General features: G+C 42.3%; 12 protein-coding genes and 1 riboswitch. Of the genes, 5 read left to right on the top strand and 7 right to left on the bottom strand.

Going from position 1 to position 13,274, the window contains the following annotated elements; all coding sequences use genetic code 11:
- Positions 1-163: 163 nt before the first annotated feature.
- On the top strand, positions 164-616 hold the full coding sequence (locus B0O44_RS11225; protein ID WP_110830301.1) for an RNA polymerase sigma factor: 453 nt from the start codon (positions 164-166) through the stop codon (positions 614-616).
- Position 617: 1 nt separating this feature from the next.
- Here the strand turns inward: B0O44_RS11225 and B0O44_RS11220 are convergent, their stop codons facing one another.
- The 4 genes from B0O44_RS11220 to B0O44_RS11200 all read right to left on the bottom strand — a co-directional run bounded on the left by B0O44_RS11220 (position 618) and on the right by B0O44_RS11200 (position 3,299).
- Positions 618-884: a hypothetical protein gene (locus B0O44_RS11220; protein WP_211321363.1), complete on the bottom strand. Its 267-nt coding sequence runs from the start codon at positions 882-884 to the stop codon at positions 618-620.
- A gap of 185 nt (positions 885-1,069) precedes the next feature.
- Positions 1,070-1,543 (bottom strand): hypothetical protein, encoded by a 474-nt coding sequence (locus B0O44_RS11215; RefSeq protein ID WP_110830298.1) that lies wholly within the window; start codon positions 1,541-1,543, stop codon positions 1,070-1,072.
- A gap of 124 nt (positions 1,544-1,667) precedes the next feature.
- Entirely contained in the window at positions 1,668-2,237 is a 570-nt protein-coding gene (locus tag B0O44_RS11210) for a hypothetical protein (protein ID WP_146229812.1), read from the bottom strand.
- Positions 2,238-2,453: 216 nt separating this feature from the next.
- The gene (locus B0O44_RS11200; RefSeq protein WP_317047144.1) at positions 2,454-3,299 is read right to left on the bottom strand and encodes an endonuclease/exonuclease/phosphatase family protein; all 846 of its coding nucleotides are present in this window, start codon (positions 3,297-3,299) and stop codon (positions 2,454-2,456) included.
- A 201-nt stretch (positions 3,300-3,500) separates the two neighbouring features.
- Positions 3,501-3,600: riboswitch (SAM riboswitch) on the top strand.
- Between the two features lie 194 nt (positions 3,601-3,794).
- Here B0O44_RS11200 and metN point away from each other — a divergent pair.
- From metN to metQ, 3 genes are read left to right on the top strand one after another with little or no spacing between them, the layout of a single operon-like run.
- Positions 3,795-4,826 carry a methionine ABC transporter ATP-binding protein MetN gene (metN, locus tag B0O44_RS11195; RefSeq protein ID WP_110830291.1) on the top strand — a complete coding sequence of 344 codons (1,032 nt, stop codon included), beginning with the start codon at positions 3,795-3,797 and terminating at the stop codon, positions 4,824-4,826.
- The gene (gene metI, locus B0O44_RS11190; RefSeq protein ID WP_110830289.1) at positions 4,819-5,475 is read left to right on the top strand and encodes a methionine ABC transporter permease MetI; all 657 of its coding nucleotides are present in this window, start codon (positions 4,819-4,821) and stop codon (positions 5,473-5,475) included. The genes metN and metI overlap by 8 nt, the downstream gene beginning before the upstream one ends.
- A gap of 24 nt (positions 5,476-5,499) precedes the next feature.
- Positions 5,500-6,321 (top strand): methionine ABC transporter substrate-binding lipoprotein MetQ, encoded by an 822-nt coding sequence (metQ, locus tag B0O44_RS11185; RefSeq protein ID WP_110830287.1) that lies wholly within the window; start codon positions 5,500-5,502, stop codon positions 6,319-6,321.
- A gap of 62 nt (positions 6,322-6,383) precedes the next feature.
- Here the strand turns inward: metQ and B0O44_RS11180 are convergent, their stop codons facing one another.
- The 3 genes from B0O44_RS11180 to B0O44_RS11170 form a co-directional block, all read right to left on the bottom strand.
- Positions 6,384-8,396 carry a M3 family metallopeptidase gene (locus tag B0O44_RS11180; protein WP_110830285.1) on the bottom strand — a complete coding sequence of 671 codons (2,013 nt, stop codon included), beginning with the start codon at positions 8,394-8,396 and terminating at the stop codon, positions 6,384-6,386.
- 50 nt (positions 8,397-8,446) lie between these two features.
- Positions 8,447-10,837 (bottom strand): outer membrane beta-barrel family protein, encoded by a 2,391-nt coding sequence (locus B0O44_RS11175; protein WP_110830283.1) that lies wholly within the window; start codon positions 10,835-10,837, stop codon positions 8,447-8,449.
- 135 nt (positions 10,838-10,972) lie between these two features.
- The gene (locus tag B0O44_RS11170) at positions 10,973-12,121 is read right to left on the bottom strand and encodes a helix-turn-helix domain-containing protein (RefSeq protein ID WP_110830281.1); all 1,149 of its coding nucleotides are present in this window, start codon (positions 12,119-12,121) and stop codon (positions 10,973-10,975) included.
- 179 nt (positions 12,122-12,300) lie between these two features.
- On the opposite strand from B0O44_RS11170, the gene B0O44_RS11165 reads away from it, so the two are divergent.
- A complete protein-coding gene (locus B0O44_RS11165; RefSeq protein WP_110830278.1) occupies positions 12,301-13,236 on the top strand; it encodes a DUF6268 family outer membrane beta-barrel protein in 936 nt (311 codons plus the stop codon).
- Positions 13,237-13,274: the final 38 nt, after the last annotated feature.

Below are 13,274 nucleotides of genomic sequence, written 5' to 3'. Positions count from 1 at the left end.
AAAGCCACTTAAAAGCCTAAAATTCCTTTGAAATCAACCTAGGAGACAGAAATATGTCCACAATGGAACAATAAATGTTTACTATTTTGTTAATTTTCTGAAATATTATGTAATATTGTAACTGTATTTATTAACCGATCATCCCAAAATAATCGTTAAATCCATGTACGCTCAAAGCCCCGAGGCTTTATATGCAGAAAAAGAACTCCTGGTTCTGTTGAAACAAGACAAAGCAAAAGCTTGTGCCCTGCTGTATAATAAATATAAGCCACGCCTGGCCAGCAATCTGATGGCCCTTCTTAAATCCGACCAACTGGTCAAAGAAGTATTGGAGCAGTTTTTTTTTGGAATTTGGGACAACAGAAAACACATTGATCCCGAAAAGTCTTTTCGCATGTATCTTTCTGTTGTGAGCCGCAACCTGATCCAGGATTACTATGGTAAGGCAGTTGCTGATGAACAGTTTAAAGCACAACTCATCCGTGCAGGTCTGGAAAAGTACAACCGCATTGAAGAGCGTGCCTTCCTCAAAACACGTTCGCAAAACCTCTACCCAGAGCTGGTTTCTGCTCCGGTAATGGGTGTTTTGGTGAATTCTATGCTAAAAGGGCTCTAATCTAAAAATCGACATCAATCAGGCTGCTCAGTGGAATATGGATCCCGCTTTTCAATTGCAGGTATTCTTTTGTCACGGACCAAACCGTTGTACTTACTGTTTTTGGTCCGAATTTGGTGTTAAAAGTGATTTCTGCTTTAGATTTAAATTCATTTCCCAATCGCTGGGCCGCATTCAATCTGTCTCTTAGTTCTTCTGTATGGTTCTGATCAGCTGGTATGATCTCGGTAACATCTATTGCTTCTTTTTCTATTAATTCCCCTAACATAATATATTGGCTAATTCGTTTACTAAATATGCGTCTATTCTGTTTAAATCGCAATAAAAGAATAAAAGAGTTACAATTCTGTGAAAAGAAAATCACATTCGCCCAACAATAGAAGAGCAAATTTTATTTAAACAATTCTAAAACAACCGTTTATAAATTTTCAAAAAAATAAGTTCAACAAAAAATTAGCCGGCCGAAGAGATGATGTATACCAGCAGCAAAATGGCCAGAATAGCAATAATGGCCAGGATCACTTTATTGGAAATGCGTTTTACCGGCCGGGTCCCCTGCTGGTTAAGGACCAACTGATCGATCTGTGTATCCCGGCTTTTGGACACAGCTGATCCAGCGCTGCTTTGATGCTGTTCCCATAAGGCCTCGACATAGTCTTTACTTTCTGCCAGTCCGGCGCGACTACTCTCTTTATACAGTTTCACAGCCTCCAGTTTTCTGCCCTGCGCCAAAAGACTTAATATTTCCTGATCGGTATTGACCGGCGCATTGTCTGCTGACCAACCGGCCGCATAGTGATCTATAAAATCTTTGGCTTCTTTCAGCCCACATTTTGTAGTGTCTATAACCAATTTTATGGCTTCAATTTTTTTGTTTTTGGAGAGGAGCTGCCCGATTTGGCTTTCGACGTCTTTAGATAAGATCATAGGTCATGGGGTAAATGGTCATTAAGTTCCAAACAATCAAATTTGATACCATACGGCTTTTTTTTACCATAAAAACCAATATTTAACCAGACTCCCCTTTCTACCTCTTTTAGGAAAAGGAATTTCATTTTCCCTTAACTTTACCTCTACCCTTCTTCCCGGTGTCCAAGGCTTCAATCTCTTTCATGTAAGCGGTATAGGCTTCTTTGTAAGTCATGTTCTGGTGGGCGGTCTCGGAAATATAGGCTTTGAAATCCTCCAGGTCACTTTCGGTAAAACCCATTCTCACAAAAAGCAATTTATCTTTTTCCCATGTAGCAGAATCGACCTTTTTACTTTCCAGTTCCTTATATAGGGAAAGTCCTTTTATAAATTCAGCATAAGCTTCGCTTTGCCGGAAAACCAAAAAATAATCAATCAGGGTCCTGTAAGAGGCCTTTTTCCCTGCCCTCACCTCTTGCACCATCACAGCGGCCAGCACAGGTGCTTTGAGCAAGGCGGTATCCAACCCCTCAAATTTCCCGTAACGTTTTAAAATTTGTACATCACGAACAAACAGTGAATCGGCAGCGTGCGCCTGGTGCCTTACGAAATAGGGTTCCTCGTCCAGCTCATTCTCCTTATGATTTTGCTGAGCACAGACCATTTGAATGCTGCAAAACAAGGGAAACAGAAAGAGAAAAGGGAATTTCATTTTGTATTTTTTATTGCAGCTGCGCTTAAAGCTTTCCGCAAAGATATCCATCCGAATACAAATGCAATACAATTGCGTTTTATTTTTTTTCAAAGCACTTCTTTTTTCAAAAAAACAAAAGAAGTCATTCTGGAAATTCCCTTTAAAATGGGTCCGGTTAGAAAGTAAAAAAACTCCGGTTTGATTTCTTTTTTTCAACCTGGTTTCAAGAAAAATTTAATGCAGTTTCACCTGGACCAGTACCGGAAAATGATCCGAAACAAATTTACCGTGATAAGTATCGGTCAAAATACCCCAACGGCTAGCCATGAAGCCTTCGGTTACAAAAACATGGTCAATGATCTGGTACCCGTCATTATCTTTTCCCCAGCCATTAAAAGAAGAATTATTTACATAAGGATATTTGACCTGGCTATAGGTATCAGTGAGTAAACCAGAAGCCGCAAGGGTCTGGTACCAGTCACTTTGCTGCCCTCCATTTAAGTCCCCCGAAAAAATTGCAGGACTGCCATCGGCAATTTCCCTGATTTTTCTGACAATCAGTTTTCCGCTTTCGATTCGGGCTACTTTGCCCTGATGGTCAAAATGTGCATTAAAATAATAGAATGTTTTGCCACTGGCCAGGTCCTGTAGTTTCACCCAGCTGCAAATCCGGTTACAGCAGGTGGCATCCCAGCCCAGCCCGGGTTTGTCTGGTGTTTCAGACAGCCAGAAATCACCTTTTTCCAACAGTTTAAACTTATCTTTACGGTAAAAAATGGCAGAATGTTCTCCCTTGTCTTTGCCATCGTCTCTTCCCAGTCCATAATGGGTGTATTCCGGAAGCCATTTGTCCAGGTCATCCAATTGATTTTTGAGCCCCTCCTGGGTGCCAAAAATATCGAACTGGTGAAAACGAAGTAAATTGGCTGCTACAGGACCGCGGACTTCCCATCTGTTGCCTTTGTCCCCGGCATTGTCATAACGCAAGTTAAAAGAACCCACAATATACTCCTGGCCCCGGACAGAAAAGGCTGCCAGCATAAAAAAAGCAATAATCATCAGGTGTTTGATATTCATCATATAGTTGTTGTGTAAATCAAGTGTTCAAAATTATGGATGCAATATAAACAGCATGTTAAGTCAAAAAAGCATTCTTTGCCATTTTAGTATCTCCAGCGGCTTTAAAGTCTACCAAATGTCATTCTTAAATAAAAACGACTTAAACAGTAGTATTTATAAGATTATTTATATCTTTGCCGCACAATTGTTCATTTAAAAACTGACTTATAAAGAAAGACTTAGGGAAAGGCCCGGTGATGTCTTAGCAACCTGTACACATCAAGGTGCTAAATCCTATCCTTTAAAACGGAAAAGATAAGTGAATTGTATCTCCTGCCCCTATTGATCTTTCCAAATATTTAAACAAATTTAGCATGGCTGTTCCTGCAAAATCATTTTCCTGTTGTCTGTATGTTTGCTGCTGTCCGGCCAGATAATATTCTTATCTTTCCTTATTACATTTGTTTAAACCAATAGGACCAGGAAACAAAGCCCTGGTTATTCCACACCAGATTAATGATCGAATTAAAAAATATAACTAAAGAATTTCTTCAGAAAAACAAGCGCATTACCGCTTTATCGGGGGTTTCGCTCCAGGTGCCCAAAGGCAAAATATTTGGGGTAATCGGCTCCTCAGGAGCTGGAAAAAGTACGCTGATCCGTTGCGTCAACCTGCTCGAAAGACCAGATTCCGGTGAAGTGATCGTAGACGGGTTAAACCTGATGGATCTTTCTTCCAGGGCACTGGCCCTTCAAAGAAGACAAATCGGAATGATTTTCCAGCATTTTAACCTCCTTTCATCTAAAACTGTTTTTCAGAACATCGCTTTTCCTTTACAACTGGACAATACCCCTACGGCAGAAATCAGCAAAAGGGTTAAAGACCTGCTTCAGCTTGTTGGACTGGAAGATAAAGCTGCTGACTATCCGGCCAGTTTATCCGGGGGGCAGAAACAAAGGGTAGCCATAGCGCGCACCCTGGCCAGCAACCCTAAGGTATTGCTTTGTGATGAGGCCACCAGTGCCCTTGATCCGGCGACAACGGGTTCTATACTGGCTTTGTTAAAAGACATTAACCAGCGCCTGGACATCACCATTCTGCTCATTACCCACGAAATGGATGTCGTTAAAAGCATTTGTGACCAGGTGGCGGTGATCAGTGAAGGAAAGCTGATTGAGCAAGGCAGTGTCAGTGAAATTTTCGCCCATCCCAAAACAGCGATTACCCGGGAATTTATTGCCTCTTCCCTGAAAGTAAATATTCCGGCCAGTTACCAGGACAGGTTAACTGCAACAGCCCAAACCGGCAAAAATCCCCTGGTTAAACTTGAGTTTACCGGGCAATCGGTAGATGATCCGGTTTTGTCTGAGGTCAGCCGCCTGTTTAAACTGGACAACAACATTATTTTTGCCCAGATTGAACATGCCGGGCAGGTTAAATTCGGAGCAATGGTCATAGAGGTTTCCGGAAGTCCGGAAGCACATGAGCAGGCCATTGCCTATTATCAAAGTAAAAATATAGGTGTGGAGGTGCTTGGTTATGTCTGATCAGATGATTGTGATGCTGCTTAAAGGTGCAGCAGAAACTGTTTTTATGACTTTTGCCGCAGGTTTTTTTGGCTTTGTTCTTGGGCTTCCTGGTGGAATACTCCTTTTTCTGACCCGCAAAGGCCAGGTGTTGGAACATCCCACTTTTAACCGGGTACTGGCCGTTCTGGTGAATATTTTCCGTTCCATTCCTTTCATTATCCTGATTGTCTGGATGATCCCTTTTACCCGGTTGCTGGTGGGTACCTCCATCGGCGTGGAGGCCGCACTGGTTCCTTTAAGCATAGGAGCAGCACCCTTTATTGCCAGAATGGTAGAAAACAGTTTACTCGAAGTCCCGCACGGGCTCATTGAGGCCGCAAGGGCTATGGGTGCCACACCTATGCAAATTGTGCGTAAAGTATTGCTCCCAGAAGCTTTGCCTTCCCTGGTCAATACCGCTTCGATTACCCTGATTACCCTGGTGGGCTATTCGGCCATGGGTGGTGCAGTGGGTGCTGGAGGATTGGGACAAATCGGCTATCAGTATGGCTATGTTGGTTATGATGTAGTCGTGATGAACACCGTATTGCTTTCCCTGGTTGCCCTGGTGTTTATTATACAATTTTTGGGCGATTTTATTGCCCGCCGTGTAGATCATAGAAAATAACTCATTTATATATTCCCAATTCGCATGAACAAAAATTTTAAAATACAATTCGCCTTTGCACTGATCGCATCAGCCTTGCTGCTGGGTTGCGGGAACCGTGGTAAAAAAAATGACAATCCCAATGCCATTAAGGTTGGGGTAGAATCGGGCCCTGAATATGTAGTGGCAGAAGCTGCACAAAAAGTGGCTAAGGAACAATATGGCCTGGACGTAGAACTGGTTAAATTTAATGACTATGTAATGCCCAATGAGGCTTTAAACCAGGGCGATATTGATGCCAATGTTTTCCAGAACAAACCTTACCTGGATGTGCAGGCCAAGCAACGCGGATACAAATTTGCCATTGTGGGCAATACCTTTGTTTATCCCCTTGCCGGTTATTCTAAAAAGATCAAAAGCATTTCGGAGCTGAAAGATGGCAGTACAGTTATTATTCCGAATGACCCAACCAACCTGGGAAGGTCCCTGCTCCTGCTGCAAAAAGCCGGCCTGCTGAAATTAAAAGATGGTGTAGGCCTGTTGCCAACCGCAAATGATATTGCTGGAAACCCAAAACAGCTTAAAATCCTGGAACTCGAAGCCCCGCAATTGCCACGTGCGCTGGATGATAAAAACGTAACCATTGCCATCATCAACAATACTTTTGCTACGCCTATAGGTTTAATTGGACCACGTGATGGTCTTTTTATCGAGGAAAAAGAATCACCTTATGTAAACCTGATTGTTACCCGTGAAGACAATAAGGATACCGAAAAAGTAAAAAAATTCGTCAAAGCCTATCAGTCGAAAGAAGTTGCCCAGGCGGCGGAAAAAGAATTTAAAGGCAGTGCCATTAAAGGCTGGTAAAAACCGTAGTGCTTTACAATAAAAGGGCCGGTTGTTTTTGACAACCGGCCCTTTTATTTGCTTTACAACAAGCCCCTTTTCTTTAGCATGGGCTTAATGTCTGGCTGATGTCCGCGGAAATCCTGGAACATTTTATTGTAGTCTTCTGTATTGCCTTTAGATAGGATCATGTCCCTGAAACGCTGACCGTTCTCCCTGGAAAGGCCACCATGCTCCTGGAACCAGGAGAAAGCATCGTTTTCCAGCATAGAAGTCCAGCTATAAGCATAATAACCGGCAGCATAACCATTGCTCCAGATGTGCAGGAAATAACTGGACCGGTAACGTGGGGGAACCTCCGATAAATCCAGGTGCGTTTTTTTCAATGCATCAGCTTCAAATTTATCTACGTCCTGCAAAGGCGCATTTGGTGCCAGGGTATGCCATTGCATGTCCAGGGCCGCAGCAGCTAAAGCTTCGGTAAAAGCATATCCCTGGTTAAACGAACTGGCTTTTTTGATTTTATCCAGCAAAGCCTGTGGCATCGCCGCTCCTGTTTTATAATGAAGTGCATAATTTTTGAGCACTTTAGGATCAGAAGCCCAGTGCTCGTTAAACTGAGATGGGAATTCCACATAATCCCTGGCCACACTGGCACCGGAAAGACTGGCATATTGCTGGTTTCCGAACAGTCCATGCAGGGCATGTCCAAATTCATGGAACATGGTGGTCACATCATCAAAACTGATCAGTGCCGGCTCCCCTTTTTTAGGTTTGGCAAAATTACAGACATTGTATACCACCGGTTTCATGCCAAACAATTTAGACTGGGGCACCAGGTTGTCCATCCAGGCACCACCATTTTTGTTGTCCCTTTTAAAATAGTCACAATAGAACAAACCAATTTGTGAACCATCTTTATCCATCACATCAAATACGCGGACATCTTCCTGGTAAACCGGCAGGTCTTTACGTTCTTTAAAAGTAATGCCATACAATTGACCGGCTGCATAAAAAACCCCTTTTTCCAGTACTTTATTCAGTTCAAAATAGGGTTTTATTTCATTGTCATCCAAATTGTATTTTGCTTTACGAACCTGTTCTGCATAAAAATTCCAGTCCCATGGCTGTAATTTAAAACCACCTTTTTGCTGGTCTATCACCGCCTGAATATCTTTGGCCTCTGCTTTGGCCCTTGCTGTCGAAGCCGGGACCACCTGAGAAAGGAAATTCTCCACTGCCTCCGGTGTTTTGGCCATCTGGTCCTGCAGCTTCCAGGCTGCATAGTTTTTAAAACCTAAAAGCTGCGCCTGGGCAGCACGGATCTGTGCAATTCTGGATATCACCTTGCGGGTATCATTGGCATCGCCCTTTTCAGCGCGGTTCCAGGAAGCTTCAAACAATTTCTGACGTGCTGCCCGGTCGGTCATGGTTTGCAACGCCGGTTGTTGGGTGGTGTTCATCAGGTCTTTGCCCGCAGCAAGCAACTGGTTACTGAATTTTGTACTTAGGGAAGCCTCTTCCTTATTCAGTTCTTTCAGTTTTGCTTTATCTGCATCAGATAATTTTGCCCCGGCCAGTTCAAATTTCTGGTAGTAATAGGCCAGCAGACGCTGGGATTCTGCATCGAGTTTCAGCTGGGCACGCTGGTTGTATAAAGTTTCGACCCTTTTGAACAGCTTAGCATCCAGATAAATCGCATCTGTATTTGCGGTCAGCTTTGGGGCCTCTTCTTCCTGTACCTTTTGAAGGTCCGGATTGGTATTGGCGCCGGTAAACAAAGCAAATACACGGCTCACACGACCTAAAAGCTGTCCGCTTTTTTCCATAGCCAAAATGGTATTTTCAAATGTCGGAGCTTCAGTGCTGCCAGTGATCTTCTGAATTTCGGCAAGCTGCTGTTTCATTCCTTCTTCTATCGCGGGTTTAAAATCTGCGTCTTTGATTTTATCAAAAGCAGGTGCTTCAAAAGGAAGCTTGCTTGCACTTAAAAATGGGTTTGAAGCAGAAAGCACTGAACTTTGCTGATTGTTGTTGTTACAGGAGCTGGTCACTGCAAGTAAAACAAGCAGCGGCAGACAGGATATTTTATTCATAGTTGGGATTAAGTTAGTTATGGTTAAATATAACAAATAATTGGCATCTGCTATTTGCCACTTGTCCTTTTCCTTTCTTCTTCATTTCCGAAAGCACGGTCTTTTACGCTGATCTTGTCGTTTCCAAAATTAAAAGTCAGTGAAATTCTGAAATACCTGCTGCTGTTGTTTTGACTGTAAACCTGTTTGATCCCATTGACCACTGAGGCATAATCTTTCAGATAAGCGCTGTTAAATACATCATTCACCAGGGCCGACAACTGCAGTTTGTTGTTCATCAGACTTTGTTTGATCCCAAGGTTCAGGCCACTCCTGGCCCCTAATTCAAACAACCCTCTTTTTACTGCAGAGGTATAGAAAAAATCGGCCTGTAATTTGGTAGATGCGCTTAAAGAGAAGGTATTATTGCTGGTCATGTACAATTGCACATTGTTGTGTGGTGTGGCATCGATGCCATTGGTGAATTTACTTTTTGAGCCCAGCAGATAGACCAGATTCTGACTTTGCAGCCAGGAGCCGATGTTTAGCGTATAATTTTCTCCGATGCCATAAAAATATTCCCTGAAGTAGTTTTGCCTGCTGATGATCTGTTGGTTGGCCGCCGGATCGGAAGTAAATACGACCCCAAAACCATCTGTGGTAACATTGAAGAACACATTGGTCCTCAGGTTCCCTTTCCAGGCATAAGTAAAATCAAAATTATCATTAAACGAAGGCTTTAAAAATGGGTTTCCTTCTGAATAACTGCTGCTGTTGATGTAAGAGCGAAAAGGGTTTAAATTTTCGAAGCTGGGCCTGTTGATCCTTCTTCCGTAATTAAAAAGGAAACTGTTGTTTTCATTTTGTTTCCAGGAAAGGTAAAATGTAGGGAAGAGTTTAAGGTAATTGTTGGTGTTTTTTTGATTTAAAGTTTGGGACATCCCTTCGGTTTGAGTGTTTTCCAGTCTCAGGCCAAATTGAAGGCTAAGTTGTTCATTGATGTTTTTTGTGCCGTTTAGATAAACTGCCTGATTGCGTTCCTTGTAATCAAAAGCATTAGAGCGAGAAGGATCCGGCACCTGGTTTCCATTAATGGTATTCAGGTATTGAATAGCTGCCGTGCTGTTGATAAAGCTTATTTTGGCACCGTAAGATAAGTTTATGGCTTTTAAAGGATGCTCCATATCTACTTTTATACTCGTATTGCGGACATCCTGACTGGAAATATTACGGGCAGACTGGACCGTGTTGAGGTATTTTCCGCCTGGCAAATAAGTTTTTGCGGCAAAGTTATTATCAACTCCTGAACCATAGGTAAAAAAATCCATGTCAAAAGAAAGTTTGCGGCCAAGGGTATCCAGCTTGAAGATACTATGTGCATTGTAAGAATTGCTATTGGCATGCAGGGCATTTACCCCTGTATTTTTTAGGATAGAGTCTATTCCGTTTGTAGTATTGCGGATATTGGTATGGGTAAAATCGTTGCGGTCTGGTCTGTTGTAATTGCCCAGGTACTGAACACCAACAGTAGTACGGGCCGAGAGGTCATAGTCGAAGTTCAAAGCCCCTGAAGCATTGTTTTGCTTTTGTTTTCCTGCTGTGCGCAATTCCCAGAGACCTTTTGGATAATAGGTATCCAGTCCTTCACTTACCCACTGGTTGCCCAGCCGGCCGCCGGCTGATGCAGAAAACTTCAGCTTATTTTTATTGTACAAAAAGCTGTTCCTTAAAGTTGCAAAACCATAGGTAGCCTGATCATAAGTTAAACTGGTGGAATTTCTCCAGGAATCCATTTGTCCTTTCTTCAGAATAATGTTAATCAGTCCGCCTTCTCCCCTGGCTTCATATTTTGCCGGTGGATTGGTCATCACTTCTATACTTTTAATATCCTCTGCCGGAATAGAGGCCAGATAATTGATCAATTCCTGTCCAGTCAGTTCAATCATGCGGCCATCAATCATTACCCTGGAAGCACCTTTACCCAGCATACTGATGGAATTGTTTTGTACCATAACACCTGGGGCGGCACTAATGGCGTTGACCGCTGTTCCTCCTGTAGCGACTACACTGTTTTCTACATTAAACACCAGGCGGTCGGCCTTGTATTCAACCATTTTCTTTTTATAAACAATAGATACTTCTTTCAGGTTACCACCTTCTTCTTTCAACAAGACCGTACCCAGGTCCGTGTCTTTATCCAGCAATATTTCTTTTGCCCATTCTGTAAACCCGACAAAGCTGATTTTAAGTTTATAGCTTCCGCTTTTTACTTTCAGTTCAAAAGAGCCGTCGTCTTTTGTTAATGCACCTGTGACCGTTTTGCCATCGGGCCCGCTTAAAATTACGTTGGCCCAAACGACCGGCTCATTGTTGTTTTTTACGTTTCCTTTTAATTGTAACTGTGCCTTTGCCCATAGTGGTAATGCGATTGTTAAAAAGGCAAATAAGATTATTCTGTTCATGATTCCTTTGGTTTGTGGAGACAAAGTTGCCTCCCCGGAGCAGCATAAACGTCCGACATAAAAAAGTCGAACCCTTTTTCTTTGATGAAATTGGTTCGACTTTATTGGGCTCTAGTATGACTTTTTACAAAACCCTTATAATGAGTTATTTCTATAAACCGAAGGGGTTAAACCCGTGTGTTTTTTAAAGGCTGTATTAAAAGAAGATTTGGAATTAAAACCGACCTGGTACAGGATTTCCAAAACGGTCAGCTCGGCTTTTCGGGTATCTTTTAAAAGTTTCATCGCTTTGCTGATGCGATATTCGTTGATAAAATCGAAAAAGTGCTGATCCAGATGATGGTTGATGAGAATAGAAAGCTCCCGCACCTGCATGTTCATCTGATTGGCCAGGTCCTGTACAGTTAAAGAAGGCTCCAGAAAAGGTTCTTCTGCCGTCATATAGTCTTTCAAGTTCAGGATGCGGCCCTGAACCTCTTCATTTTGTTCTACAGGGACCTGGTTTTGATTTTTTTGTTCCTCTGGTAAAATATCCCGTACCAGTTTGAGTTTGGAATCTACTCCCCTGAAAAGTTCGGGATGGTGCAGGGCATTTAAAACAAACCAGCACAACACAAAAAGGGCAATTAATGCAACCAGCAAATGTGCCCAGAGACTAAGGCCTGCATCGTCTGTATATTTTAAAAGATTTTTAACAGTTGCAATCAGATGTGCCGCAACAGAGAGCATCGTTAACCTGAACAACCACTTATAGGTTACAGTGCTGGAGTTGGTATAATTTTCCAGATAGATCCTTTTGAACTTTTTTAACACCAGCAGCACAGCCACAATATAAAACGCAAATTGCAGGTCTGTAAAAACCCGGATAAAGATGTTTTCGGGCATCATGCTAAAATTCTCGAAGAAAAAAGTCCTTGCTGCATCATCGGCCAGATAAAAACCGGGCGTAACTACCAGGTTTGCAACCAAAAATGGCAGCAGGTGCAGCAAGTGAACCGGCCTCAATTTAAAATCAGAATAACAGGCCGATAAGGCGTAGAGGTAAAAAAGCGGCATAATCAACAAAGCAGTCTGTTCCCTGAAAACCTCCAGTGCCGGATAATCGGAAATAAAGTAAAAAATAAAAAAACCACTGATGTCAACCGCACTAAAAATCAAAAAAGAAGCAAAAAGCATGTTGCTCAACTTATTTTTTGTTTTCACAGTGAGTAAAAAAGAAGCCAGCAGCAGAGATACAAAACAAGTTACAAAACCTATAATACTGACCAAATTACTTTTATCCATATGATATAACTGCTTAAACCGCTAATGTAAATATTTCCGGGCTTTTTGCAGGGCAGAGCGCCCTTTCTCTTTAAAATAAAAAAAATCAAATGGCATAGGGGTAGATGCCTTTCAGGTTGTCTCCACCTAGAACATCAAAAAAAATGTTCTGCACCTGCTCACCCCAATAGGATAAAAATATGTCAAAAACCATTTCAACCTTACAGAAATCGTTGTTTTTTCTGTTCCTTCTTTCAGGGAATTTTGCTTTTTCCCAGATCACACCGCTCAATACTATCGATGTAAATGCCATTTACATTCCAGACAGCAAATACAAACAGGCGGACGGAGCAGTCCAGAACACCAGGAAAACACAGCAGCGGATAAACCTGGGTTATACTTTTTTGATTTCCCAGAAACTAGATACAGCTACAAAAAAAATGAGCCGCTGGACGGGTATGATCAATGCCGGGTATACCAAAATGAGCAGTAAAACTGACGAAAAAGACCTGATGCCCAATCGTTTGCTCAATTCGGAATTTGGCATTAGTTATTACCGCTCCATGAAAGGCAAATGGGGTATGCTGAGTATCCTTTCGGCAGGGATCAATTCTGATCTGGAGAAAGTAGATGTTCATGATCTTTTTGTCAATGGCGGGGTTTTCTTTGTCAAGACCAAAAGCCCTCAATTTTCCTGGGGATTTGGGGTGTTCGTATCCAATGCGCTCAACAGTCCGCTCATTATGCCAGGAATCATTATGCAATGGCAAACAGAAGACAAGCTTAAGTTTTACATCAACCCACCTTTTGAAGTCAGTGCCGCCTATGACATGAGTAAAAAGGTCGAATTAAAGCTAGCCTTTCGTCCAAGAAATCTGAATTACGATATTGAAAACCTAAATGAACCCAAAAGACGCTCACTCACCTACTGGGAGTTGCCACTTGGCCTGGAAACCAAGTTAAAGGGCAAACATTTTGACCTGATGCTTGGTGGTGGTTATATGTTCCTCAGAAGTTTCCAGCTTAAAGAAAACGGTTTAAAAAATGCCTTTAAATCAGCACCAAACAACAGCTTAGGCGGCAATGTATTTTTCAATGCCGGTATCCGGTATAAACTGCAGTTGCCCAAAAAATAACCCTAAAAGGAGACTGGCCGCACTATCGGGGGTGCAGG

The sequence above is a fragment of the Pedobacter nutrimenti genome (assembly GCF_003208655.1).
Lineage (GTDB): Bacteria > Bacteroidota > Bacteroidia > Sphingobacteriales > Sphingobacteriaceae > Pedobacter > Pedobacter nutrimenti.
This window is presented reverse-complemented; position numbering and strand designations above follow the sequence as displayed.